The 25,290-nt window shown below is 60.9% G+C and carries 26 protein-coding genes and 1 pseudogene; 21 read left to right on the forward strand and 6 right to left on the reverse strand.

The genetic code is table 11. The annotated features are described in order from the left end of the window. Positions 1-2: 2 nt before the first annotated feature. The 9 genes from PL597_RS15900 to PL597_RS15940 all read left to right on the forward strand — a co-directional run bounded on the left by PL597_RS15900 (position 3) and on the right by PL597_RS15940 (position 7,516). Positions 3-770, forward strand: coding sequence for an ABC transporter permease (locus tag PL597_RS15900; RefSeq protein ID WP_271365702.1), 768 nt, complete (start codon positions 3-5; stop codon positions 768-770). After that, positions 767-1,519 carry an ATP-binding cassette domain-containing protein gene (locus tag PL597_RS15905; protein WP_137411908.1) on the forward strand — a complete coding sequence of 251 codons (753 nt, stop codon included), beginning with the start codon at positions 767-769 and terminating at the stop codon, positions 1,517-1,519. Before PL597_RS15900 ends, PL597_RS15905 begins: the two co-directional genes overlap by 4 nt. Beyond that, on the forward strand, positions 1,516-2,703 hold the full coding sequence (locus PL597_RS15910) for an NnrS family protein (protein WP_271365703.1): 1,188 nt from the start codon (positions 1,516-1,518) through the stop codon (positions 2,701-2,703). The genes PL597_RS15905 and PL597_RS15910 overlap by 4 nt, the downstream gene beginning before the upstream one ends. A 201-nt stretch (positions 2,704-2,904) precedes the next feature. Continuing rightward, positions 2,905-3,090 (forward strand): periplasmic nitrate reductase, NapE protein, encoded by a 186-nt coding sequence (gene napE, locus PL597_RS15915; RefSeq protein ID WP_031234042.1) that lies wholly within the window; start codon positions 2,905-2,907, stop codon positions 3,088-3,090. Positions 3,091-3,097: 7 nt separating this feature from the next. Then, positions 3,098-3,598, forward strand: a complete 501-nt coding sequence (locus tag PL597_RS15920; protein WP_271365704.1) for a ferredoxin-type protein NapF — start codon at positions 3,098-3,100, stop codon at positions 3,596-3,598. Beyond that, positions 3,591-3,878, forward strand: a complete 288-nt coding sequence (locus PL597_RS15925; RefSeq protein WP_060724395.1) for a chaperone NapD — start codon at positions 3,591-3,593, stop codon at positions 3,876-3,878. The genes PL597_RS15920 and PL597_RS15925 overlap by 8 nt, the downstream gene beginning before the upstream one ends. Next, positions 3,853-6,357 (forward strand): periplasmic nitrate reductase subunit alpha, encoded by a 2,505-nt coding sequence (napA, locus tag PL597_RS15930; RefSeq protein ID WP_137411911.1) that lies wholly within the window; start codon positions 3,853-3,855, stop codon positions 6,355-6,357. The genes PL597_RS15925 and napA overlap by 26 nt, the downstream gene beginning before the upstream one ends. Beyond that, a complete protein-coding gene (locus PL597_RS15935; RefSeq protein ID WP_080820507.1) occupies positions 6,327-6,818 on the forward strand; it encodes a nitrate reductase cytochrome c-type subunit in 492 nt (163 codons plus the stop codon). Before napA ends, PL597_RS15935 begins: the two co-directional genes overlap by 31 nt. Before the next feature lie 2 nt (positions 6,819-6,820). Beyond that, positions 6,821-7,516 (forward strand): cytochrome c3 family protein, encoded by a 696-nt coding sequence (locus PL597_RS15940; RefSeq protein ID WP_271365750.1) that lies wholly within the window; start codon positions 6,821-6,823, stop codon positions 7,514-7,516. Positions 7,517-7,552: 36 nt separating this feature from the next. Here PL597_RS15940 and PL597_RS15945 read toward each other — a convergent pair whose 3' ends face one another. Further along, positions 7,553-8,005: a LysR substrate-binding domain-containing protein gene (locus PL597_RS15945; RefSeq protein WP_246666587.1), complete on the reverse strand. Its 453-nt coding sequence runs from the start codon at positions 8,003-8,005 to the stop codon at positions 7,553-7,555. Between PL597_RS15945 and PL597_RS15950 the strand changes: the two genes are divergently transcribed. The 7 genes from PL597_RS15950 to PL597_RS15980 all read left to right on the forward strand — a co-directional run bounded on the left by PL597_RS15950 (position 7,989) and on the right by PL597_RS15980 (position 13,669). After that, a complete protein-coding gene (locus PL597_RS15950) occupies positions 7,989-8,456 on the forward strand; it encodes a metallophosphoesterase (protein ID WP_246666588.1) in 468 nt (155 codons plus the stop codon). The genes PL597_RS15945 and PL597_RS15950 overlap by 17 nt on opposite strands. A 156-nt stretch (positions 8,457-8,612) precedes the next feature. After that, on the forward strand, positions 8,613-9,368 hold the full coding sequence (locus PL597_RS15955) for a FadR/GntR family transcriptional regulator (protein ID WP_246666589.1): 756 nt from the start codon (positions 8,613-8,615) through the stop codon (positions 9,366-9,368). After that, positions 9,355-10,128 (forward strand): SDR family NAD(P)-dependent oxidoreductase, encoded by a 774-nt coding sequence (locus tag PL597_RS15960; RefSeq protein ID WP_137411913.1) that lies wholly within the window; start codon positions 9,355-9,357, stop codon positions 10,126-10,128. Before PL597_RS15955 ends, PL597_RS15960 begins: the two co-directional genes overlap by 14 nt. Before the next feature lie 124 nt (positions 10,129-10,252). After that, positions 10,253-11,326: a Gfo/Idh/MocA family protein gene (locus tag PL597_RS15965; protein WP_137411914.1), complete on the forward strand. Its 1,074-nt coding sequence runs from the start codon at positions 10,253-10,255 to the stop codon at positions 11,324-11,326. Then, a complete protein-coding gene (locus tag PL597_RS15970; protein ID WP_137411915.1) occupies positions 11,326-12,147 on the forward strand; it encodes a sugar phosphate isomerase/epimerase family protein in 822 nt (273 codons plus the stop codon). Before PL597_RS15965 ends, PL597_RS15970 begins: the two co-directional genes overlap by 1 nt. After that, positions 12,144-12,977, forward strand: a complete 834-nt coding sequence (locus PL597_RS15975) for an alpha/beta fold hydrolase (RefSeq protein WP_137411916.1) — start codon at positions 12,144-12,146, stop codon at positions 12,975-12,977. The genes PL597_RS15970 and PL597_RS15975 overlap by 4 nt, the downstream gene beginning before the upstream one ends. Then, on the forward strand, positions 12,968-13,669 hold the full coding sequence (locus PL597_RS15980) for a ribulose-phosphate 3-epimerase (RefSeq protein WP_246666590.1): 702 nt from the start codon (positions 12,968-12,970) through the stop codon (positions 13,667-13,669). Before PL597_RS15975 ends, PL597_RS15980 begins: the two co-directional genes overlap by 10 nt. 84 nt (positions 13,670-13,753) lie before the next feature. On the opposite strand, the gene PL597_RS15985 is transcribed toward PL597_RS15980, so the two are convergent. From PL597_RS15985 to PL597_RS16005, 5 genes are all read right to left on the reverse strand, one after another. After that, positions 13,754-14,569 (reverse strand): DeoR/GlpR family DNA-binding transcription regulator, encoded by an 816-nt coding sequence (locus PL597_RS15985; protein ID WP_127756839.1) that lies wholly within the window; start codon positions 14,567-14,569, stop codon positions 13,754-13,756. A gap of 125 nt (positions 14,570-14,694) precedes the next feature. After that, positions 14,695-15,438, reverse strand: a complete 744-nt coding sequence (locus PL597_RS15990) for an ATP-binding cassette domain-containing protein (protein WP_080820521.1) — start codon at positions 15,436-15,438, stop codon at positions 14,695-14,697. Next, positions 15,431-16,477 (reverse strand): ABC transporter permease subunit, encoded by a 1,047-nt coding sequence (locus tag PL597_RS15995; RefSeq protein WP_233284797.1) that lies wholly within the window; start codon positions 16,475-16,477, stop codon positions 15,431-15,433. The genes PL597_RS15990 and PL597_RS15995 overlap by 8 nt, the downstream gene beginning before the upstream one ends. A 124-nt stretch (positions 16,478-16,601) precedes the next feature. Next, positions 16,602-17,591 carry an ABC transporter substrate-binding protein gene (locus tag PL597_RS16000; protein ID WP_135398461.1) on the reverse strand — a complete coding sequence of 330 codons (990 nt, stop codon included), beginning with the start codon at positions 17,589-17,591 and terminating at the stop codon, positions 16,602-16,604. Positions 17,592-17,749: 158 nt separating this feature from the next. Continuing rightward, the gene (locus tag PL597_RS16005; RefSeq protein WP_137412202.1) at positions 17,750-18,667 is read right to left on the reverse strand and encodes a sugar-binding transcriptional regulator; all 918 of its coding nucleotides are present in this window, start codon (positions 18,665-18,667) and stop codon (positions 17,750-17,752) included. Positions 18,668-18,929: 262 nt separating this feature from the next. Between PL597_RS16005 and PL597_RS16010 the strand changes: the two genes are divergently transcribed. The 5 genes and pseudogenes from PL597_RS16010 (at position 18,930) to PL597_RS16030 (ending at position 25,032) form a co-directional block, all read left to right on the forward strand. Next, positions 18,930-19,847 carry a tagatose-bisphosphate aldolase gene (locus PL597_RS16010; RefSeq protein ID WP_137411918.1) on the forward strand — a complete coding sequence of 306 codons (918 nt, stop codon included), beginning with the start codon at positions 18,930-18,932 and terminating at the stop codon, positions 19,845-19,847. A 21-nt stretch (positions 19,848-19,868) separates the two neighbouring features. Continuing rightward, positions 19,869-21,332: an ROK family protein gene (locus PL597_RS16015; RefSeq protein WP_137411919.1), complete on the forward strand. Its 1,464-nt coding sequence runs from the start codon at positions 19,869-19,871 to the stop codon at positions 21,330-21,332. A 310-nt stretch (positions 21,333-21,642) separates the two neighbouring features. Next, entirely contained in the window at positions 21,643-23,073 is a 1,431-nt protein-coding gene (locus PL597_RS16020; protein WP_246666599.1) for an NAD-dependent succinate-semialdehyde dehydrogenase, read from the forward strand. A 379-nt stretch (positions 23,074-23,452) separates the two neighbouring features. Beyond that, positions 23,453-23,980 (forward strand): annotated as a pseudogene (locus tag PL597_RS16025) (ATP-binding cassette domain-containing protein); the annotation flags it as partial. A gap of 11 nt (positions 23,981-23,991) precedes the next feature. Beyond that, positions 23,992-25,032: an HlyD family type I secretion periplasmic adaptor subunit gene (locus PL597_RS16030; protein WP_246669697.1), complete on the forward strand. Its 1,041-nt coding sequence runs from the start codon at positions 23,992-23,994 to the stop codon at positions 25,030-25,032. Positions 25,033-25,290: the final 258 nt, after the last annotated feature.

The raw sequence follows: 25,290 nt of genomic DNA on the forward strand, positions 1-25,290 counted from the left end.
ATCTGTGGGCGGGCTGGGCCGGGCTTTCAGGCATTTTCTGTTTTCTCGCTGCCTGGCAGGCCGGGCATGAGATTTATGGCTCCTTCATCCTGCCTTCGCCGGGGGAGACCTTCGCGGCAATGGGGCTTCTGGCGGCGCGGCCGGATTTCTTCGCCATCCTGTCGCAGAGCGCCGTCAGGGCCCTGACCGGCTTCGCTATAGCCGCCGGCATCGGCACGGTGGCGGGCGTGCTGGCGGGCTATTCCTTCGCGGCCATGCGGTTGATGAAGCCTGTCGTCACCGTTCTGCTCGGCGTGCCGCCCATCGGCTGGATCGTGCTGGCGCTCATCTGGTTCGGCTCGTCCGGCGGCACGGCTGTCATTACCGTTATCATCGCCTCGGCCCCTGTGTCCTTTGCCGGAGCGCTGGAAGGTGTCGCCAAGCGGGACCGTCAGCTGGAGGTGATGGCGCAGGCTTTCGGCGCTCCGTGGTTTTACCGGCTGCGCACCGTCACCATGCCGCATGTGCTCTCCTACCTCTTCCCGGCCTGGACGACGACGGCGGGAAGCGCGTGGAAAGTAACCGTCATGGCCGAGCTCCTTTCGAATTCCGGCGGGATTGGCGGCGAATTGGCCACCGCACGCGCGCTGTTCGACATCGCGCAGGTCAGTGCCTGGCTCACCATCACCGTCGCGCTGGCGCTGCTGACCGATTACGGCCTGCTGCATCTGCTGCGCGAGGCGCTGGAACGCTGGCGCGCCGCCGGGCTGCCATGGGGTGTCAAACGATGAGCGACCGTTCCATCCTGCGTTTCGAACATGTCGGCCACGCCTTTCTCGGTCGCAGCCTGTTCGAGAATTTCGATCTCGGCATAGCGCCAGGGGAAACCGTGGCGCTGCTCGGCCCCTCCGGCAGCGGCAAGACAACGATTTTGCAGATCGCGGCTGGTGTCATCGATCCTGTTCGCGGCCGCGTGCACCGCCATTATCGCCGGCAGGGTCTGGTGTTTCAGGAGCCGAGGCTGCTGCCGTGGATGACATTGATCGACAATATTGCCTACGGCCTTGCGGCGGCCGGCATGTTGAAACGTGAGCGGCGCGAAAGGGCGGGCCTTTTTGCGCTGGAAGTCGGTCTGGAGGCGGCGGATTTCGGCAAATATCCGGTGGAACTCTCCGGCGGCATGCGCCAGCGCGCCGGCGTTGCGCGGGCGCTCGCCGTGGAACCGGACATGCTGTTTCTGGATGAGCCCTTCAGCGCCGTCGATGTTGGCCTGCGCCGTCATTTGCAGGAGCTTCTGGTAAACGCCGCTCGTCGGCGCGGTTTTTCCACCCTTCTCGTCACTCATGATCTTCATGAGGCGTTGCTGGTGGCCGACAGGCTGATCGTGCTCTCCGGCGTCGATGGCCGTGTCATTGCCGCGCATAAGCCCGCAGGTTCGCCGGGCCGGCGCATGGCGCGTGCGGTTTTCGACGAAGCGGAACGCCTGTCCGAGAGCCCGGCCTTCGCCGAACTGTTTTCGGCAAAGGAGCGGGTACGATGAGGCATTCCCCCATCCTTTCCGAAGCTCTGCGGCTGTTTTTCCCTCTGGCCGCCCTGCACGGCGCAGGCTGGCCATTCCTGTGGATCGTCATCGGTGGTTATGCCCTGCCTTTCGCCAATGCGGTGCCTGCATCGCAATGGCACGCCCATGAAATGATCTTCGGCACCTATGGCATGGCGCTTGCCGGTTTTCTTGGCTCGGCGGTGCCGGAATGGACGGATACGAAGCCGGCGCAGGGACGAACGCTGCTTTATCTCGCCGGTCTCTGGCTGCCGGGCCGCCTTATCGGCTTTCTCGGGATGGAGGCAGGGAGCCTGTTTGCAGGTTTTTTCGATCTCGCCTTTCTGCTCGCGCTCTCTGTTCTCATCGGCAGGGCGATGCTGGCGCGGCGCACGGTGAAACACCTGGCGTTCCTTATCTGGCTTCTTCTGTTTACGGCGGCTGAAGCGGGTGTGCGTTATGCCTGGTGGAGCGGCGATCTCGAACTTGCATCCCGCTTGCTGGAGGCGGCGCTGTGCATTTTCACCGTGCTGTTTTCGCTTTCCGCCGCACGTATCAATGTGGTCGTCATCAATCTCGCGCTCGATCCCGGCGGCGAGACCACGCCTTATCGGCCGCATCCCGGCCGCCAGCATATGGCAGGCGCCATGGTGACGCTTTACATGGCGGCGAAACTTTTCTTTCCGCAGAGCGATGTCTGCGCCTGGCTTTCGCTTGCGGCTGGCGCCGCCTTTTTCGACCGGCTGGCCGAATGGTTCATCGGGCGCGCCGTCTTCAAGACCGAGGTGCTGTTGCTTGGCCTCGGCAACGCCTTTGCGGGCGTGGGTTTTCTGGCGCTCGGCGCGACACGGCTCGGTTTTTCCGTTACGCCCGCCGCAGGGCTGCATCTGCTGTCGGTTGGCGCGCTGGGATGCGCCATCATGGCCGTCTTCATCATTGCCGGGCTGCGGCATACGGGCCGCAATCTGACGCATCTTCCATGGCAGGCGCATGTGGCCGCCCTTCTGATGGCGATGGCCGGGCTGGTCCGCATCCTGCCGGAATTCGATTTTGCCGCAACATTATCGCCCTATCACCATGGCCTCAGCGCCGTTTTGTGGGCGGCGAGTTTCGGGGCTTGGTTGCAGGGCTTTCTGCCTTTCATGTGCGCGCCTGGCATCGATGAGGCGGGCGCATGCGGATGAGAGAGACCTTGCCCCGCTGCGCCGACATCACTGTTCCGACGAGTTTGTTTATTTTTTCGGCAAAAGCACAATGTGAAATCAGTGGCTTAGAGGAGGGATATTGATGAATGTTAGTTTTAATAAATAATCAATAAAATCAAGTGGTTGAACATATTTTCTTTTTGGTCGATTATAACTCAAACCGAATAGGGAAACGCGAATATGCCTAAAATAGTCGCGCCTCAACACGCAGATGAAAAGCCAAGCCGGACGAAGGAACTTGTGACCTTCGCCGTTCTGGCCTTTGGAATCTGGCCCATTCTGGCGGTCGGATTCGTCGGAGCCTATGGCTTTATCGTCTGGATGTTCCAGATCATTTACGGCCCGCCGGGGCCGCCCGGACATTGAGGGCGAGATGATGATGGAAGTCTCTCTCAGCCGGCACGATTTCCTGCGCGGCGGGCAAAAAAATAGACCACGCATCTGTCCCCCCGGGGTCGCGTTGAGCGACCTCGCCGCGTGCAGCGGTTGCGCAAAATGCGTCGAGGCCTGTCCCACCGGAATCATTGCCATGGCGGACGGTTTGCCTTGCGTGGATTTCTCCGCCGGGGAATGCACCTTCTGCGGCAAATGCGCGGAGGCCTGTCCCGAGCCGGTCTTTGCCGCCCCCGCGGCACAGCGCTTCGGTCATGTCATGGCGATCGGTGAGGGGTGTCTCGCCTTCGGCAATATCGATTGTCAGGCCTGCCGCGATGCCTGCCCGACCGAGGCCATCCGGTTTCGGCCCAGGCGCGGCGGCCCATTCGTTCCGGAACTGCTGGAAGATGCCTGCACCGGTTGCGGGGCCTGCGTATCCGTCTGTCCCGCCAATGTGATCGAGATCAAAGATAGAGCCACGGAGATGCAATATGCCTGAAAATACAGGCCGGTATCATGTTTCAAGCGCCGTGGTGGCGGTGATGCCGCAGATGCGGGACGCCGTGCTGGCAACGCTTTTAACGCTCGACAATGTCGAGGTTCATGGCGAGGGCAACGGCAAGATCGTCATCGTCATAGACGGCACGAGCACCGGCATGCTGGGCGATACGCTCACTTATATTTCGACACTCGACGGTGTGATTGCCGCCAACATGGTTTTCGAACACGTCGACACAGAGGAGACAAGCGGCGATGAGCAGCGAACTGACGCGGCGTGATCTATTGAAGGCCCATGCCGCCGGCATTGCGGCGGCAACGGCGGGCATTGCGCTGCCGGCCGCCGCCCAGCCGGTGCCGGGCGGTGTTTCCGCATTGCAGATCAAGTGGTCCAAGGCGCCCTGTCGTTTCTGCGGCACGGGCTGCGGCGTCATGGTCGGCGTCAAGGAAGGCAAGGTCGTCGCCACCCATGGCGACATGCAGGCGGAGGTCAATCGCGGCCTCAACTGCATCAAGGGCTATTTCCTGTCCAAGATCATGTATGGCAAGGACCGCCTGCAAACCCCGCTTCTGCGCAAAAAAGGCGGCGTCTACGCCAAGGACGGCGAGTTCGAGCCGGTGAGCTGGGATGAGGCCTTCGACGTGATGGCGCAGCAGTGCAAGCGCGTGCTGAAGGAGAAGGGGCCGACGGCCGTGGGCATGTTCGGCTCCGGCCAGTGGACGATTTTCGAAGGCTATGCGGCAACCAAGCTGATGCGCGCCGGCTTCCGCTCCAACAATCTTGATCCCAATGCCCGTCACTGCATGGCTTCGGCCGCTTACGCCTTCATGCGCACCTTCGGCATGGACGAGCCGATGGGCTGTTACGACGATTTCGAACATGCCGATGCTTTCGTGCTCTGGGGCTCGAACATGGCGGAGATGCATCCCATTCTGTGGACCCGCATTGCCGACCGGCGTCTGGGATTTGACCATGTGAAGGTGGCGGTGCTTTCGACCTTCACCCATCGCAGCATGGATCTGGCCGATGTTCCGATCATCTTCAAGCCGGGTACGGACCTCGTCATCCTCAATTACATCGCCAACCACATCATCAAGACCGGGCGCGTCAACGAAGACTTCGTGAAGAACCACACGAAATTCGTGCGTGGTGTCACCGATATCGGTTATGGCCTGCGGCCCGACAATCCGGTGGAGGTGAATGCCGCCAATTCCGCCGATCCGACCAAGACCGAAGCGATCGATTTCGAGACCTTCAAGGAATTCGTCTCCGAATACACGCTGGAAAAGACCGCCGCCATGACCGGGGTGGAGGCCGGTTTTCTGGAGGAACTGGCCGAGCTTTATGCGGACCCGAAACGCAAGGTCATGTCGCTCTGGACCATGGGTTTCAACCAGCATGTCCGCGGTGTCTGGGCCAACCAGATGGTCTATAACATCCACCTTTTGACCGGAAAGATTTCCGAGCCGGGCAACAGCCCGTTCTCGCTCACCGGCCAGCCATCGGCCTGCGGCACGGCGCGTGAGGTGGGAACCTTTGCCCATCGCCTGCCGGCCGACATGACGGTGACCAATCCGGAACACCGCAAACATGCCGAGGAAATCTGGCGCATCCCGCACGGCATTATCCCGGAAAAGCCGGGTTACCACGCCGTGCAGCAGGACCGCATGCTGCATGACGGCAAGCTGAACTTCTACTGGGTGCAGGTCAACAATAACGTCCAAGCCGGTCCCAACACCAAGAACGAGACCTATCAGGGCTATCGCAACCCGGAAAATTTCATCGTTGTTTCGGATGCCTATCCGACCATCACGGCCATGAGCGCCGACCTCATCCTGCCCGCCGCCATGTGGGTGGAGAAGGAGGGGGCCTATGGCAATGCCGAGCGGCGCACCCATGTCTGGCACCAACTCGTCGAAGCCTCGGGCGAGGCGCGTTCCGACCTCTGGCAGCTGGTGGAATTCTCCAAGCGCTTTACCACGGATGAGGTGTGGCCGGCGGAGATACTGGACGCCAATCCCGCCTATCGCGGCAAGACGCTGTACGAGGTGCTCTACAAGGACAGCGATGTCGGCAAGTTCCCGCTGAGCGAGATCAACGGCGAATACGAGAACCAGGAAGCAAAACACTTCGGCTTCTATCTGCAAAAAGGTCTCTTCGAGGAATATGCGGCCTTCGGGCGCGGCCACGGCCATGATCTGGCGCCCTACGATGCCTATCACGAGGTGCGCGGCATGCGCTGGCCGGTGGTGGACGGCAAGGAAACGCTGTGGCGTTACCGCGAGGGTTACGACCCCTATGTCAAACCGGGCGAGGGCGTGAAGTTCTACGGCAACAAGGACGGCAAGGCGGTCATCATCGCCGTGCCCTACGAGCCGCCGGCGGAATCCCCGGATGCGGAATTCGATACCTGGCTGGTGACGGGCCGCGTGCTGGAGCACTGGCATTCCGGCTCCATGACCATGCGTGTGCCGGAACTCTACAAGGCTTTCCCCGGCGCCCGCTGTTTCATGAATGCCGACGATGCGCGCAAGCGCGGGCTCAACCAGGGCGCGGAAATCCGCATCGTCTCGCGCCGTGGCGAAATCCGCTCCCGCGTGGAAACACGCGGCCGCAACCGCATGCCGCCCGGCGTCATCTTCGTTCCCTGGTTCGATGCCAGCCAGCTCATCAACAAGGTCACGCTCGACGCAACCGATCCCATCTCCAAGCAGACGGATTTCAAGAAATGCGCAGTCAAGATAGAGCCAGTCGCATGATCAGGAAACACGGATGGATCGCCGCCACGCTTCTGGTCGTGGCGCTGGCGACGGGGGCCGTTGCGCAGATGGTGCCGGAATTGTCCGGCCCGCGCGGCGACGCCATGCAGACCGAGCCGGCCAAACCCCTGCCGAAATGGGTGATCGACGATTTCAGACGCATGCGCGCTTACCCGGAGCAGCCGCCGGTCATCCCGCATTCGATCGACGGTTACCAGCTTTCGGTTAATGCCAACCGCTGTCTCTCCTGTCACAAGCGCGAATTCACCCAGGACTCCGGCGCGCCGATGATCAGCGTCACCCATTACATGACGCGCGAAGGCCAGATGCTGGCGGATGTTTCACCGCGCCGTTATTTCTGCACGGCCTGCCATGTGCCGCAGGCTGACACACGGCCGCTCGTGCCCAACACCTTTCAGGACATGAGCGAGATGGGCGTCAAACCGGCGGGTAGCGAATGATGATCGCCCGTGTGAAAAAACTTCTCGCCTGGTTATGGGCGGTTCTGAGGACGCCGGCCGGCACGCTCAGCCTCGCCTTCCTCACCCTTGGCGGTTTCGTCGGCGGTGTCATGTTCTGGGGTGCCTTCAACACCGCGCTCGAAATGACCAACAAGGAAGCCTTCTGCATTTCCTGCCACGAGATGCGGACCAATGTTTATGAAGAACTGACGCGGACGGTGCATTTCTCCAACCGCTCCGGCGTGCGCGCCTCCTGCCCGGATTGCCATGTGCCGCATGAGTGGACGGACAAGATCGCTCGCAAGATGCAGGCTTCCAAGGAGGTCTGGGGCAAGATTTTCGGCACCATCGATACGCGCAAGAAGTTCCTCGACAAGCGGCTGGAGCTTGCCCAGCATGAATGGTCGCGCCTGAAGGCCAATGACAGCCTGGAATGCCGTAACTGCCATTCCTCCGCCGCCATGGACTTTACCAAACAGACGCAGCGCGCCGCCGATATTCATTCCAAATATCTGCTGACGGGTAAGGCCACCTGCATCGATTGCCATAAAGGCATCGCCCATGAATTGCCCAATATGGAAGGCATAGACCCCGGCTGGAAAATGCCGCCGGCGCTCAACGACCAGCCGGGGCCAACGGCGTCCGCCGTCGACGACCTGCGTCGGGCGATGACGGATGTGCACCGGAACGTTTTTTGAATATCGAGGCGATCGGTTGAGGAGCCGTGACCGGCTTCAGACCCGGCCGGCTTCTTCGATGAACCGGCGCACCAGCGGCAGATGCCGCCTTTCGGCAAGGCAGATCGCATATTCGTCGATGAGTTCGTTGGCGTCGCTGAGCGGCACGAAGGAAAGGCGTGCATCGTGGCCGAATTCCAGATCGGCCACCACGCCGCATCCCATCCCGTTGGCGATGGCTTCCCGTACGCCTTCGCGAGAGGAAATCTCGATGACGGGCTGGATGGAGATGCCGTGATCGGCAAGGTTCTTTTCGAAGATTTCACGGGTGCGCGACCCCCGCTCGCGCATGACGAAGGACAGGCCTTCGAGCTCGGCCATGAAAACGCTCTCCCGCTCAGCCAGCGGGTGAGAGACGGGCACGCACAGTCCGAGCCACATGCTGAGGAATTTGACGCCGTAGAGGCGTGGATCGTCCGGTGCACGGGCGGTAATGGCGACATCGGCCACCGACAGCGCCGGCAAGAGCATCGCGGACGATTTTCGCGTGCGCGTCGCCGGCCCGAACGCCTATACCATCGCCGTGTTCCCCGATACGCAGGACTATACGTCCAATGACGGTATCAAGCATCTGTTCGGCGAGATGACGCAATGGTTGGTCGACAATCGCGATAGCCACAAAATCGTCTTCATGAGCCATGTGGGCGATATCACCCAGAACAATCGTCCCGCTGAATGGGATGTCGCCGAACCGGCGCTGCGCAAGCTTGACGGCAAGGTGCCTTACGCGCTGCTGCCCGGCAACCACGATCAGGCGAATGGCGGAACCGCGGCCGATCACAGCTCGGTCGAACTGGACCGGTTACAGCGCCTGCGAAGCGATCCCCAACGCCTTCGCTCTCCCCCGCGGCCTTTTGAGCGCAGGAATGGTCAGGCAATTTGCCGACCGTCCGCGCGGTGAACGTCGGCAGGCACAGACCCAACCGTGTTTTGACGACGTTCTTACTTATTTGTTGGACCAGTATTAAGCATTTTTGCCAGGGTCGAGCAAATATGGCCTCTTCAATTGACATTTTCTTCGTAACATCCAACAATTGAACATCGGATGGGAGGGGCCATGCACATCATTGATAAAGCGCCTTCCCTGGATGCGCCGCGTGGTTCGGCCGTTGAGCGGCTGATAGCCAATATCCAGCGGATGATTTCGGACAGGAATCTCGCTTTCGGCGATGCATTGCCCACGGAGCGCGAGCTTGGCCTTATGCTGGGGGCGAGCCGCAATACGGTGCGCGAGGCTTTGCAATATCTGCGCGCCTACGGCGTCATCGACATCAGGCCGAAAACAGGCGCGGTGTTGACCAATCGTCAAAGTCACGCCGTCGATCGGCTGATGACATTGCATCATGCCATTTCGCCCGCCTCCTTCCGCGAGGTGCAGGGCTTCCGCAAAGTGGTGGAAACAGCGGCGGGGGAGATCGTGCTCCTGCGCGCGGCGCAAAGCGACCTCGACGCGCTGGATGCCGCCAATCGCAGGGTGCGGGAAAGCGTCGGCGTGGAGGAGGCCGCAGTGAATGATTTCGTCTTTCACGATCTCCTTGTGCAGTTGGCGGGTAACAGCGTGCTGCACGCCAGCTATCTTTCGCAGCGTAATGCCATGCTTGAAATCATGCGGATTGGAAAAGGCAATCGGCCCATTCACGATGCCACCTATACCGCGCATCAGGAGATTATCGATGCGCTGCGGGCGCGGGACCGCCTCGCTTTCAGTTATCTTCTGAGCCGGCACTTGGATTTCGGTCTCAGATTCATCGAGGCAAAAGACGGCGTTTCAGAAGATGTTGACGGGGCAGGAGGCGTTGATGAGGGAGTTTGAGGGCAAGATTGCCCTGGTAACGGGAACCTCCGGCATTGGCCGCGCGTCGGCGCTGGAATTGGCGCGCGCCGGCGCGCATGTCACCTGTCTGGGCATTGATGAAGCTGCAAATGATGGGTTGCGGGATGTGGCGCGGTCGGAAAAGCTCGATCTTGCCATCCGGACCTGCGACGTTGCCAGCAGCAGCGAGGTGGAAGCGGCCTTTTCGGCTTTCGAAGGGCTCGATGTGATCGTCAATTCCGCAGCCATTCACCCCTACGGAACCGTTGTGGACACCGATCCTGAAGTCTTTCTAAAGGCTTACGCGGTCAATGTCGGCTCCATACAGCTCACGGCCCGCCATGGCATCCCTTTGATGCAAAAGCGTGGCGGCGGCGCGATCGTCAATATTTCCTCCGTGCAGGGGCATGCCTGCCAGAAGAATGTCGCAGCCTATGCCGCCACAAAAGGCGCCATTCATGCCCTGACGCGGGCCATGGCGCTGGATCACGCGGGCGATCACATCCGGGTCAACTCGGTCAGCCCCGGTTCCGTGCGCACGCCCATTCTGGAACTCGCCGCGCGAACCTTCGATGGTGCTGACGCCGACGTAGAGGAGGCCTTCCGCAGATTTGGCACCGCTCATCCCATTGGCCGGATTGGGAAGCCGGAAGAGATCGCGGGGCTGGTGCTGTTTCTGGCCTCGGACCGCGCCGGTTTCATCACCGGTGCCGATTACCTGATCGATGGCGGCCTGCTGGCGGGACTGGAGGTAAAATAGAGGCGATGAGCGCCGGCCTTCGTATGCGTATATTTGCGCTTTTGTGCTGTTTGATGCTTCATTCCTCTTGACATCGCCCTGCGAAAGAGCCGAGATTGAAGCGGCTTCGCATCGGGAGGACAGCGTGAAAAAACTGGATCGGCAATTGCGCGTCGGTGTGCTCGGTTGCGGGCCGATCGCCCAGTTCGCGCATTTCGAATCCACGGTGAAGGGCCGGAATACCAGGCTCTATGCGATCTGCGACGTCGTGCAGGATCTTGCCGCGCGCATGGGCGCGACCTATGAGCCGGACAAGGTGTATCATGATTACGATGCCATGCTTGCCGATCCGGAGCTTGAGGCGGTCGTCATCGCCACGTCCGACGCTTTCCACGTCCCGGCGGCGATCCGCGCGCTGGAAGCCGGCAAACACGTGCTGTGCGAAAAACCGGTTGGCGTCAGTGTCGAGGAAGTCGAGACCCTAGCCGAAACCGTGCGACGGACTGGCAAGGTGCTGCAGATCGGCCATATGAAGCGTTTCGATCCCGGCATAGAGGCGGCCAAACACTTCATCGACAATGAGATGGGCGAGCGATTGGCGCTGAAGGCCTGGTATTGCGACAGCACCCACCGCTACACGATGACCGATGCGGTGCAACCCTTGCCGGTTCTGTCGAAGGCGGCCCTGAAGCCGCGGGAAAATCCGAAGGCTGACCTCAAGCGCTATTACATGCTGGCGCATGGCAGCCATCTGGTCGACATCGCCCGTTATCTTTGTGGCGATATCGAATGGGTGAGGGCGAGACTACTTCAGCGTTTCGGAGCCTATTGCTGGTTTGTCGAAACCGGCTTTGCCGATGGCACGCTCGGCCATCTGGACCTGACCGTGGCTGTGCGGATGGACTGGCACGAGGGCTTCCATATCTATGGCGAGAACGGCAGCGTCCTCGCAAAAACCCATAATCCCTGGTATTACAAGGCAACCGAGGTGGAGATTTTCCGCGAGCGCACCGCATCCTATGAGCGGCCGCTGGGCGCGGACGGCCATTTCTATCGACGGCAACTCGAGGGTTTTGCAGAGGTCGTTCTCGACAGCGCACCGATGCGCGGCGCTGGCATCGAGGATGGGCTTGCTTCGGTTCGCGCCATGGCTGCCATCGCGAGATCCGTCGAGACCGGCCAGCGGATCGATGTCGCAACGATGACAGGGGCGGTCTGATGCAGGTGGGCATATTCGCCAAGACCTATCCGGGCACGGATCCTCTCGAGGTTCTCACGCGTGCTGCGGCCGATGGTTACGCCTGTGTGCAATATAATCTCGCCTGTTCCGGTCTCGCCTCGATGCCCGACGCCGTATCCGAGGAGGCCGTGGAAGCCATCGCCACCGCCACCCGTGCGACGGGTGTCCGTATTGCCGCCCTTTCCGCGACCTATAACATGATCCATCCCGACCATGCGCGACGCATCGAGGGCATGAGGCGTCTTGGGGTCTGCCTCAAGGTCGCCGCGTGTCTTGCCACTCCCGTGGTGACGTTGTGCACGGGCACGCGCGACCGCGAGGACCAGTGGCGCCATCACCCCGACAATGACACGGCGGAAGCCTGGAGAGACCTTGTCGAACAGATGGCCGCTGCGGCGGAACAGGCTGATACCCTGGGGATCAGGCTCGGTATCGAGCCGGAGCAGGCCAATGTCGTGCGCAACGCGGACGATGCTGTTCGATTGATGCGGGAGATCGGCTCGCCATCCCTCGGCATCGTGCTCGATCCGGCCAACCTGTTTGAAAAGGCGGATGCCGACGGCGCGCGAGCGATCGTGGCCGACGCCATCGACCGGCTTGCCGGCCATATCGTGATGGCGCATGCCAAGGATCGCGATGCCGAGGGCCGATTTGTAACCGCCGGGCGCGGCGTCATCGACTTTCCGGATTTCATCAGGCGCCTCGATATCGCCGGTTTCGATGGCCCGGTCGTCACCCACGGACTTTCGGAACAGGAAGCACCGGACGTGCGGCGTTTTCTCGCCCGTCTCATCGCATGAGCAGATATCTTCACAGGCTGCCGGATGGGCGAAAGGTTCATATCGAAGATTGCGGCGCGGGCTTTCCGGTTATCTTTCAGCATGGGCTTGGCGGCGATCTCAGGCAGGTTGCGTATGGTTTTCCCGATGGGCTTTCATGTCGCCGCATCACGCTCGAATGCCGTGGCCATGGCCTTTCAGGGCTGGCGAGCGGCGAGTCTTATTCCATCGCCGGTTTTGCCGATGATCTGATCGCCGTTGCCGATGCGCTTGGCCTTGCGCGGTTCGCGATCGGCGGCATCTCCATGGGCGCGGCGATTGCGCTGCGTATCGCGGCCCTGCACCCCGGTCGGGTGACGGGCCTGATGCTCATCCGTCCCGCTTGGCTGGCGGAAGCTGCGCCGGAGAACATGAAGGCCTTTTCCGTGATCGCCGATCATCTCCGGCAATCCGGGCGGAACGGACGGGCGGCGTTTCTTGCATCGCCCACGGGCCGCAGGCTTGCGCATGAGGCGCCGGACAATCTTGCGTCGCTTGCCGGCTTCTTCGATCATCCTGAACCCGCAGCCATTGCAGTGCTTCTGGACGCCATCGCAAGGGACGGTCCGGGTGTGGATGAAAGACAGATCCGCGCGCTCAAGGTGCCGGCCCTGGTGGTCGGACATGGGCTCGATCTCATTCATCCGCTGGACTACGCCCACAGGCTGGGTGAAATGATCCCCGATGCCCGCGTCATTGCAATCACACCCAAGGCCGTCGACAGGGCAGGCTACAGCGCCGACTTGCACGCTGCCCTCACCGACTTCATCCGGTATCTCGACACATTCCAGGAGACATGCGCATGGCCATGAAAGCCGCAGCCAATTGGTTCGAGGCTCTGCCGCGGGACCGTCTCCTGGGCGAGTTTTCGTTGTGGTCGGCCGATCTCGCCAACCTGGAACGGGAAATCGCCCGCGTCGATCCGCATGTGGATATTTACCATGCCGATGTCGCCGATGGCCGTTTCGCGCCCTCGTTCCTGTTTTTCCCGGATCAGCTTTCGCGTATCCGTAAATTGACGTTTCGTCCTATACATGTCCATCTGATGGTGGAGGGTGATATTGTGCTCAGCCAGATCCGTCAGTTCGCCGAAGCAGGCGCCGACCTGATTTCCATACACCCGGAAAATGGCGCGGTGACGCCGCAGGCCATTGCGCTGATCCGTGAATTGGGTCCGAAGGCGGGTGTGGTGCTGCGTCTGGAAACGCCTGTCGAGACAATCCGGCCGCTTGTGGCGGATATCGACTTCGTCACGCTGCTGGGAACGGCCATCGGCGTCAAGGGGCAGGGGCTTTCCGAGGCGGCTTGCCCGCGCCTGATCGAGGCGGCGGCCATCCTCAAGGCGCAGGGGCGCGGCGATGTCGTGCTGGCGGCCGATGGCGGTATTCGGGATAATACGGTGCCGCTGTTGCGCGAGGCCGGCGCACAGACCGTGGTCCTCGGATCGCTCGCCTTCAACGACCCGGATCTGGCGGGTCGTATCGCCTGGCTGCGCGCGCTTTAGTGCATTTCCAGTAAAAGTGCGAAGCGGTTTTACGTCCGGAAAATGCGTGAAAACAAAGAACTGGAGCACGTCCATCGACGAAGCTCAGGCGACGATCAGCTGGGTGCCCGCCTTCCTGATCGCCGTCATGATGGCATCCGGCGGCCAGGCATCCGTCACGACAAAAGTGATCTGGCTGAAGGTCGCCACGCGCGCGAAGGCGGTGACGTTGAATTTACTCTGATCGATGAGAGCGATGGTGCGCGTCGCCATTTTGATCATGGCCGCCGTTTCGGAGGCTTCCTCGAGCCTGCCCATCGAAATACCGCTCGCTGAAATGCCTGTCGCGCCGATGACGGCGGTGTCGGCGCTGATGCCCGGTACTTCGGCAAAGCCAACGGTGCCGATGGTGACCTGTGAGACCGGCCAGTAGATTCCCCCGAGAATATGCAGCGTGCGCAGCGCGTTTTCCGGCGCCACTGGCGGCAGGCGCAGATTGTTGGTTATGACCGTCAGGTTCTGCCTTTCGCCAAGCGCCGCAGCGAAATAACAGGTGGACGATCCGCCGTTGACGATCAGTGTTTCGCCATCGCGGATGAGGTCCGCTGCCGCCTTGCCCATACGCTGTTTGGCGGCAGTAAAGGCGTCCATCCGCGTGCCGAGCGTGGTGTCGACCCTGACCAGCGCGTCATTGTAGATCGCCCCGCCATGGGTACGCAGGATCAGGCCGCGACTTTCCAGTTGGTCGAGGTCGCGGCGGATCGTGTCGCGCGACACCGAAAGCTGCTCGACCATCTCCGCGACGGTCATTTGACCGTTCCGGCGCAGGAGATCGATCAGGCGATTGTGACGAACGGCCGGAAGCGCCGCGCTGCCCGGGCTTTGGGCAGGAGAGGCCGCACTGTCGGTTTCGTCTGTCATCGGCGTTTACTCACGGTCATGAAAAAAGGCCAGCTTGCCGCCGGCCGCTTTCCTTAAAACATGCACCCGGCAGTGGGAGCAACCTTATTCCACGCAAAGACACAGATGCTGTCGCTCCGCATGGCTCAGCCTCCAATCATCAGCTTCACGACCTCGTCATGCGTGGTCTCGGAGATTGCTCTCTCGCCCGCGACAATCCCACGGCGCAGGACGACGATCCGGTCGGAGACGGCGAAAATATCCTGCAGATTGTGCGAGATGAAAATCACGCCGCGACCCTGCGCCTTCAGCGATTTGATCAGTGAAATGACCTTGCGCTGCTCCGGTACGCCAAGGGCCGCCGTCGGTTCGTCCATGATCAGGATTCTGGCGTTCCAGTAGACCGCACGTCCGATAGCCACCGCCTGCCGCTGGCCGCCGGAGAAATTGCTCACCGGCGCATCCAGGCGTTTGACGTGGAAATCGAGCCTGGCCATGGTTTCTGCGGCGGCATCCGCCATGCGCTTGCGATCAAGAACCGGCAGGAAGCCGAAGAGCTTTTTCATGGGCTCGCGACCGAGGAAGATATTTGCGCCGATTGTCAGATTATCCGCCAGCGCAAGATCCTGATAGATGGTCTCGACACCCAGTTCCCGCGCCTCCTGGGGCGAGGAGAATTTGACGGGCCTGCCTTCAATCAGGATTTCGCCCGAGCTTGGCGGATAGACGCCCGACAGTGTCTTGATCATGGTGGTTTTGCCGGCGCCATTGTCGCCGGCCAGCGCCACCACCTCACCCGGACGAACCAGCAGGGAACAATTTTCCAGCGCCTTCACCGCGCCGAAATGGCGGGAAAGATTGCGAACCTCGAGAAGCGGTTGACTATTCATCCTGCTTGCCTCCGCTGAACCGGCGCTGGGCCTGATCGATCAGCACTGAAATGATGATGACGATGCCGACGGCAATGAATTGCCAGAATGGCTCGACGTTGAGAAAGACAAGGCCATATTGGATGACGGCGATCACCAGCGCGCCGGCCACCGTGCCGATGATCGAGCCGGAACCGCCGAAAAGCGATGCGCCGCCGATCACCACTGCGGCGACCGAGTCGAGCAGCAGGGGCTCGCCCGCCTGTGCGGCGCCGGCGGTGAAGCGGGCCGCATAGAGCGCGCCGCCGAGACCTGCACACATGGCCGAGAGGACATAGAGCTTGAGAATATGTTTCTTGATGTCGATGCCGGCGCGCCGGGCCGCCTGAACATTGGCGCCGATGGCGTAATTATGTTGACCGAAGCGCGTCTGGCTCAGCACATAATGCATGATGAGCACAAAGGCGGCGGCGACCAGCACCAGATAGGGAACGCCAAAAAAACGGCCGTTGCCAAGGGCGGCTAGCCACGAGTTGGATACCGGGACAGTCGTGCCGGAAGCAAGCAGAAAGGCGGTGCCGCGCGCAACGCCGAACATGCCAAGCGTACCGATAAAGGGCGGCACCTTCAGCCGTGAAATCAGCAGCCCATTGATCACGCCCGGTACGCCCGCCGCCAGAACCGCAAAGGCGATCCCGATCAGCATCGCGACGGGAGCGGGGAAATAAAGCCCGGCAATATTGGTCACATGCGCCGCCACGACCGCTGCCAGCCCCATGATGAAACCAGTCGAAAGGTCGATGCCGCCCGAAATGATGACATATGTCTGGCCGATGGCGATCAACAGCGGGGCGACGGCGAATACCGCCACGGATTGCCAGTTGAAGGCGGACAGAACGAAGGTGCCGCCGAAAGACAGCCGCGCCCAGATTTCAAACGTTACGATGAGCGCCGCGAGAAAAAGCCAGGCGCGAAGCTGAGCCACCCGCTGCACGAACGTCTTGCTCACTTCGGCGTGGTCCGCCTGCGGGGCGACGGACTTTTCATCTGAAGTCGTCATGGTGGGGATATCCATCATTGTATCTTCCCGGCGGCCGGGCGCCCATCGCCCGCCGCAAAACATCCAGGTAAATGACGCCCGCCCCGCTGGCGGGACGGACGCCCAGTTGTCGGGAGGCTACCTGTTATTCCGAGTAGATGAACTTCGCGACCTTCGGATCGGACAGGTTCGACTTGTCGATCACCGTGAAGCCGGTACCGATGGCGGTCGGAATGGAATTACCGGTCAGGTGCGCGTAGGCCGCCATGACGCCGAAATAACCGATTTCCGCTGGATGCTGGGCAATGGCCATGTCGACAAGGCCGGCATTGATGTTGTCGACAATGCTGCCGGGCGCATCAAAAGCCACGACCTTGATGGTGCCGGATTGACCCGCCTGCTTTACGCCATTCGCGGCGCCAAGTGCGGAAAACAGGTTCGCGCCGAAGACGCCAGCAAGGTCGCTGTTGCGCGCGTAGACGGCCTGAAGCTGCGAAGCCGCCTTGTTGGCGTCGTTATCGTTAAACTGCGTTTCCAGAACCGTGATGCCGGGATATTTGGCCATCTCCTGCTTGAAGCCCTGCTCACGCTGATCGGTTGTCGAAATTCCCGGTTTAACGTTGGAGACGTATACCTTGCCTTTTTCACCGATCGCCTTGGCCAGCGAGCGCGCGGCGATCTCTCCGCCGAGCACATTGTCGGACGCAATGTAGGAGATCGGGAAATCAGCGTCGCCGCCGCCGGTCTGATAAACACCGGTTCCGATGAATGTATCGACGGTGATCACCGGAATGCCGGCATCCGCGGCCTTTTTCAGCGGTTGAACGAGCTGGGTCTTGTCCGTCGGGGCAATCAGGATGGCGTCCGGATTTTTGGCGATCACGGCGTCGAGAACCGGAACCTGGGTGACGGGGTTAAAATCCGGTGCGCCCTGAAACACCAATGTAACGCCGACCGCCTTGGCGGCGGCTTCCGCGCCCTTGCGCATGGTGATGTAAAAGGCGTCCGTGGTCAGGCCCGGAACGAGGGCGATGGTATATTTCTTGTCCTGCGCGCTTGCCTGTCCTGATGTCAGCGCGGCAGCCGCGGCAATCGATGTGACTGCTGCGGCCTTGAAGAATGAACGGCGCTCCATAGTCTCCTCCTTATGTGAGCTGAATTCTTCACGCCGGCAAATCCTCCATAAACCGGCTGAAAATTATATTCACGCCCGCAAAGTGCGTCCGTCAAGTGAAATTTCTTCCTGAAAATAATTTCTTGCGTTTTTGTGCGCTTTTCAGAGGGCGGTGACGGTCAGGCCGCCGCGCCGCCGTTTCTTTGCAGAAGGTCGAGAATGGCCTGTGCGGTCGCGGTATCGGTCACCACGGCGTTGATCATGCCCGAACGCACTGCGCCGATGACGCCCGCTGCCTTTTCCACCGTGGCCAGAACGCCGATCGACAGCCTGGTGTTGCGCAATTGATCCGGTGAGGCGGCGATCATTCTTTCCTCGCCATCCCAGGCCAGCGGATGCCCCTCAATATCGAAATAATGGCGGATCACATCGCCGACAGCGCCCAGACTTTTTTCGTTATTGGTGGCGGCGCTCGCTTCGGGTGGGTTGATGGCATGCGGCAGGCCGATGCCGACGATGCAGCAGTCGAGCCGGTCCCAGAGGCCGGTGGTTTCCTGCACGCCGGGGTCGTTCAAAAACGCGTCTCGCAATGTCGTCGACGAAAGGTAAGGGGCGTGCAGGAAATGCGGTGTCCCCCCCAGTTGTTCGGCCGCCTGTCTTGTAAATTCGTTGATCTGGAAATGCGCCGCTGCCTGCTGCATCCCGCCATTCATCGGCACGGCCACAATGCCCGGAATGCGTATCAGACCCGCCGTGAGCACTTCGCGTACCGCACGTCCCCAGCCTATTCCGATAACCGACCCCGCGCCGAGGCCTTCCTCTTTCAACAGGGCGCCAAGCGGCGCGGCCAGTGCGCCAAGCACACCGGTTGCCGGTGTGTCGATCACCGCCGCCCGTTTCAGGCCCAGCGCCTGAATGAGGTTCTCGGTTATATCTTCGGGGGAGACGAGATCGAGCACTTCGATGCGCACGATGCCGATGGCGCGGGCCTTTTGCAGCAGGCGTGACACGGTTGCCGTCGATACGCCGAGCTTCCGGGCGATATCCACCTGGGCCATGTCGGCCTCATAATGCAGCTTGGCCACCATATGGATCATGGCGCGTGTTGCCGGTGTTTCCTGGGCTGGTTGGGGAGGCATCTTGCAATTCCTTTCTGAAACGTGTTACAAGAACACGCCTTGGAGGAGTTATCGCTGAAAACCCACAAAACCGCAATGCACTGAAAGCCCGACATTTTTTGGCTGTTTCAGGACGCGTCCTTCGCCGGGCGCGTCGCGGTTGAATATTGCGTTTTTTCCGATCCTCGCCGGGCATTCCATCAACAAATGCTGACCAGACAGCGGAGTCGGAGATTACACCATGACAGCCATGACAACAGCGGAACGACGCGGATACCACCAGATTTGCGGCGCCAATGGCGCGATGATGGTGATCGCCTGCGATCAGCGCGGCGGCATGCGCTCTCTGCTGGCCGCAACGCCCGAGGAACAGGCGTCCATCGGCAACGATGTCTTGGGCGATACCAAGGCTGATATCACAAGGTTTCTGGCCGCCCATGCCGGTTGCGTGCTGGTTGATCCCATCTGCGCCGTACCCAAACTGGTCGACAACGATCTCCTTCCCCGTGACACGGCGCTTTTGATCGGCATCGATGCTTCGGGCTGGGACACCTCGCCGGAAGGTTACCGGATTTCGAAGATTGTCGATGGCGTCAATGCCCGGCGGGTGCGGGAACTTGGCGGCACCGGCGGCAAGATCATGGTCTATCTCAGAATGGACACGCCGGCCGCCAATACGAAAAATCTCGAAACGCTGAAGGCGCACATCGAGGATTTCGCCCGTGAAAACCTGCTTCTGGTCGTCGAATTCCTCACCTACCGGCTGGAGGGGGAAAGTGCGGAAAATTACGCGGCGAGAATTCCCATGCTCATCAGACAGGGGTCTGAAGCCTGCCTCGCTCTTGGCGCCAAGGTGCTGAAAATCCCGTATCCGGGTTCTGAGGAAGCCTGCGCTGAAATCACACGAATTGCAGGCGATGTTCCCTGGGCTGTGTTGTCGGCGGGGGTCGATCACGAGACATTTCTGGGCCAGGTTGAAGCGGCGATGAAGAATGGCGCTTCCGGCGTCATAGCCGGTCGATCGCTGTGGAAGGACTGCATTTCTCTTGACCGGGCGGTTTCACAGAAAAAACTCTCGAGCGTGGCCGTGTCGCGGTTGCGCGATATCCAGGCGGTGATTTCGCGTTATTATCGGGGTCAGAACAGCAAGGCTGCATGAAACCAGTGGGTGGAGATGGACATGCAAGATTGCACCATTGGTGTAGATATTGGCGGCACGAATATTCGCGCCGCCCGGATTTCACCGCAGGGTGAAATTCTGCGCAAGAAGATCGTGTCGGGCAGCCGCGACCCTTCGACGGCGATCAAGCTGATCTTCGGTCTGATATCGGAGATGGATGCTCCCGACGTCCTTGCCATTGGTATCGGTGTCCCCGGCCGTGTCGATGGGGAAACCGGCGCGGTACTCTCCGGCGGCTATCTCGATCTGTCTGGCTGCGATATCAAGGCTTTGACCGAAAAGACCTTCAATCGCCCGGTGGCGATCTCCAACGATTGCAGCATGGCGCTGGTGGGCGAGACCGCCGTTGGAGCGGCGGCGGGGGCTGCCAGCGCGGTCATGCTGACCATTGGCACCGGCATCGGCGGTGCGTCCATGGAAAACGGCCGGATCGTGCAGGGCAGGCAGAGCGCCGGTCAGCTCGGCCATATCATCGTCAATCACAACGGTCGCAAATGTGTGTGCGGCCAGCGCGGCTGCGTCGAAACGGAATCCTCCGGTACGGCGCTTGGCCGTCATATCGAGGAAGCAGGTTATCCCGCGGAAACCCGTTTCGACGATATTCTGCAATTGGCCCGGGCAGGCGACGAAAGGGCGCTTGAGGTGCTGCGCAACTGGGCCGGGCCCCTGCGTGCGGCCATCGGTACATTGTCGGCATCCTTCGATCCCGCCGTATTTCTGCTGGGTGGCGGTATGGGACAGGCGGCGGTTACCGCGCTCGGTTTCTTACCCAGGGCGCAAGGCTGGTATTCGACGGACATACGTGCGGCAGCGCTTGGCGATGACGCCGGCATGATCGGCGCGGGCCTGATGGCGCGCCGGCTTGTGGAAACCTCGCCCGCCGTGCCGGCAAAGACGAGGGGCAAACATATCGTCTTCGTGAACGGCATCCCGGCGTCCGGAAAGAGCACTCTGGCGCGTATGCTGTCGCAGCAGACGGGCTGGCCGGTGCTGGCGCTGGACACGATCAAGAACCCTTTCCTTGAGCATATCGAGGGTGTCGACCGGCTGTTCAATCGGACGCTTGGCAAAGCCAGTTATCAGGCGATCTTTCAAATCATAAAAGACGCACCGGAAGGGTCGGGTTTCATCGTCGATGCTTGGTTCGGCTTTCAGCCCATCGAGTTGTTGAAGGAGCACCTTGAGAAAGCAGATGCGGCGGAACTCGCAGAAATCTGGTGCCATGCGCCTGCCGAGGTCGTAGCGGAACGGTATCGCGCGCGTCTCGCGGACAGGCTGCCGGGCCATCCGGGCGAAAGCTACATCCCTGAACTCATTGCGCTTGAGGCCAGAGCTGAACCGACAGGGCTCGCGCCAGTTTTCGATGTCGACACCACCCTGCCACCTGACGATGTCGCGGTTCTAAGGTGGGTGAAGGCCGCCTTCGCGAAGGGACCTCCCGGCTGGCAAAGGCGCGTGGCGTGAATTGCGGTTCAGCCCAGGGTCACCGAAGGGCCGGCCGGTGCGCTGGTGGACATGCCTGAAATGACGGGGGCTGTCAGATCTCCGGTTCGATATTGTGCGATGAATCATGAATTTTATTGATCGATTGCTGCGAATACACGCGCAATATTGACGTTTTTCGGGCACGGCGCTACCACCGGTGCCGGCGCCTTTCAACCGGCGGTCAGTCGCTAAAATAGCGGTGTGTCGGCCTGTTCGGGTCGTTGTGTCAAAGGGGGAACCGTCCTTGTCGCTTTTTCCTGCTCTCCTCGACAGGCTTGCCCGGCCAGATCTGTTTGCCGATCTCGCGGGCGTCACTTTCGGCGACCGGGCGTGGTCGGGCGCGGAGTTTGATGTTTTCAATCCTTCGACCGGCGCGCAGCTTGCGCGGCTGCCGGATATGGGGGCTCTGGAAACGCGGGAGGCGATTGACCGCGCGGCCGAAGCGCAGGGCATATGGGCGAGCCTGCCGGCCAAGGACAAGAGCGCGGTGATGCGACGCTGGCACCAGCTGATCGTGCTTCATTCGGATGACCTCGCAACGATGCTGACCGCGGAGATGGGCAAGCCGCTGGCGGAAGCAAAATCCGAAGTCTCCCACGCCGCCGCTTACGTGCAATGGTATGCCGAGGAGGCGAACCGCATCTATGGCGAAACGATTTCCGCCCCTTCCAACGATCGGCGGATGCTCGTTATCAAGCAGGCAGTGGGTGTGGTGGGCACGATCACGCCGTGGAATTTTCCCGCATCCATGGTAGCTCGCAAGATTTCGCCCGCACTTGCGGCCGGCTGCGCCATCGTACTGAAGCCCGCCGAACAGACGCCGCTGGTGGCGGGGGCCATGTTCGTGCTGGCCCGGCTCGCCGGTTTTCCGGAGGGGACGCTCAACCTGATTTATGCGAGCCACGGCGCCGACGTCGGTGCGGAATTGTGCGCCAATGCCAAAATACGCAAGATCAGCTTCACCGGCTCGACCGAAGTTGGCCGGCTGCTGATGAGCCAGTGCGCGCCGCAGATCAAGAAGCTCAACCTCGAACTGGGCGGTAACGCCCCTTTCATCGTTTTTGACGATGCCGATATTGATGAAGCCGTGGAAGGCGCCATTCAGGCGAAATTCCGTAATGGCGGCCAAACCTGCGTCTCTGCCAACCGCATCTATGTGCAGTCGGCGGTTCATGATGAGTTTGCGGAGAAATTCGTCGCGCGCGTGGCCGAGTTGAAGGTCGGCGATGGCTTCGATCCCGTTGTCACCATCGGCCCGATGATCGACAGCCACGCCATCGACAAGATCGAGGGGCATTTGGCCGACGCCAGCGCAAGAGGCGGCACAATCCGTTGCGGCGGCAAGCGCGCCGCGAACGGCGGAACCTTTTTCGAACCCACGGTCGTCACCGGGGTTACAGGCACGATGCGGGTTGCCCAGGAAGAGACTTTCGGCCCGCTCGCCCCCATCATCCGTTTCGAGGATGCGGAGCAGGTTGTGCGCGAAGCCAATGACACGATCTACGGTCTGGCTGCCTATTTCTACGCTTCCAATCTCAAGCGCGTGTGGCGTGTCGCCGAAGCCCTGGAATATGGCATGGTCGGCATCAATACGGGCCGCATGTCGTCGGAGGCAGCGCCCTTCGGCGGCGTCAAACAATCCGGCATCGGCCGCGAGGGTTCGCGCCATGGCATGGAGGATTATCTTGAAATGAAATATCTCTGCATGGGCGGCATATAGCTTCGGGCATTACCGGGCTTCATTGGAATAAAGCCCGTCGCCGATCACCGGATCGTCACGCCTGACGCAATTTTGCTCCTGCGTGCCGGAAATCCGGGCGGCGATCCCGCCTGGGATTCATCAAAGACAGTGTTGGGTGGACTGCTGATTCCGCGACCCCGTTGGGAAACCGATGGCGGGCATGGGAAATCACTATGGCGCGTCTACGATTTATCGCGAATCCGTCATCCGCCCGTTAGCCTTCGCCACTAGGCGTGCCGACATGGCCCTCGGGCCGATCCGTGTCGTGCAAGGAAGGCCAGGAGATGACGACCTCTTCAAACATGATCGCCAGCCGCCTCGGCTGATCCTGTCGCCGCGATTTCAATGGATAGTAAAAATGCGTTTTCAATCCGCCAATAATAATGTGCGTCAGATCAGGGGTGTGTTTGCGGGCTGCGCTGTCGCTTTCATCGGCGTCGGCCTCATGAGCGCTCTGGTCAATATTCTTTATCTCACCGGCTCGCTCTTCATGATGGAGGTCTATGACCGCGTGTTGCCGAGCCGCAGCCTGCCGACGCTCTTGGCCCTGTTCGCCATCGTGGTGGCGCTTTATGTGTTTCAGGGTCTGTTCGATGCCGTGCGCGGCCGCCTGCTGGTGCGCATCTCCGATCGTCTCGATCAGGTCCTGTCCTCTGTCGCCTTCACGCTTGCGTCGGGCAGCGCCCTTGGCGTGATCGGGGCCAGCGGTTCGGGGAAAAGTTCGCTCGCGCGGTTGCTGGTCGGGCTCTGGCGTCCGCTCAAAGGCTCGGTTCGACTGGATGGCGCGACACTGGACCAATGGCCGGCTGAAGCGCTGGCCCGCCACATCGGCTACATGCCGCAGGCGATCGAACTGCTGGACGGCACCATTGCCGAAAACATCGCCTCGATGCGACGATGACGCGGGCAAATCTGGCCATCATCGTCAAGAGCCTCGATCAATTCAACGCCCGCAAGGCGCGGCTGGAGAGCGAGCGTGACCGCGCCGGCAAGGTCGTGTTCCCGCAAGCGCTGCTTGGGCGAGCCGCCGATGCCGAGATGGCCGCGTTGATGAATGCCGAACAGCGTCTTTATGAAAACCGCAAGGCCGTTGGCGAAAGCAAAAAACGCCAGCTCGAACAGCGTGTGCAGCAGCTTCGCGATGAGATTGCCGGCATGGATGCCGAGCGCGCTGCGAATTTCCGCGAACAGGGCATGGTCGGCGAGGAGTTGAACCGCTTTCGCTCCCTGCACGAGCGAGGCCTGATGGAAAAAAGCCGGCTCAGTACGCTAGAGCGTCAGGCCACGGATATCGATGGCGACATCGGCCGGCTGATGGCTGGCATTGCCGGGGTCGAGGCGAAGATCAGCGAAACCAGGCTGCAAATTCTTCAGATCGACGAGCAATGGTCGGAAGAGGTGGGGGCCGATCTGCGCGAAATGGATGCCCGCATCGGCGAATATGTCGAACGCCGGGTGGCGGCCGAAGACCAGCTGAAACGTGTCGATATTCTCGCGCCGCAGGATGGGGTGGTGCATCAACTTTCAGTACACACTGTCGGCGGGGTCGTTGCGCCGGGCGAACAGATCATGATGATCGTGCCGGAAGTCGACAAGCTGGTGGTGGAAGCCAAGGTCGCGCCGCAGGACATCGACCAGATATTTTACGGCCAGACCACGAACCTGCGCTTTTCCGCCTTCAACCAGAAAACGACGCCGGAAATCACAGGCACTGTGGAGCGTATCTCGGCTGACGTGACGGTGGATCAGCGAACGGGCACGAGCTATTACCTCGTGCGCGTCGCCAGCTCGCAGGAGCAGATAAAGCGGTTGGGCGAATTCAGCCTCATGCCCGGAATGCCGGTGGAAGCCCTCATCACGACAGGCGAAAGAAGCGTATTGTCCTATTTCCTCAAACCCCTGCTCGATCAGGCGAACCGCACCTTCCGCGAAGCCTAAAGGCAAGATCTGGTGCGCCATTGGACGAAATAGTGCGATCCAATTAGCAACGCCGTGCATCTCTAAGGATGCACGGCGTTGCTTTGCTTATAAAGTGCGCAGAGCATTCTTCCGCCAAGCCGCCAAGCCGCCAAGCCGCCAAGCCGCCAAGCCGCCAAGCCGCGATGCGGAATATGCCGGCGGGCGCCTTGCGTCGTAAACAGTCTCCTGCGTTCCATGGCGGGGCGTACGGGCCTGGAGCAACTGTGTGATCAATGA

The sequence above is a fragment of the Agrobacterium sp. ST15.13.013 genome, assembly GCF_027956525.1.
GTDB classification, from domain to species: domain Bacteria; phylum Pseudomonadota; class Alphaproteobacteria; order Rhizobiales; family Rhizobiaceae; genus Agrobacterium; species Agrobacterium salinitolerans.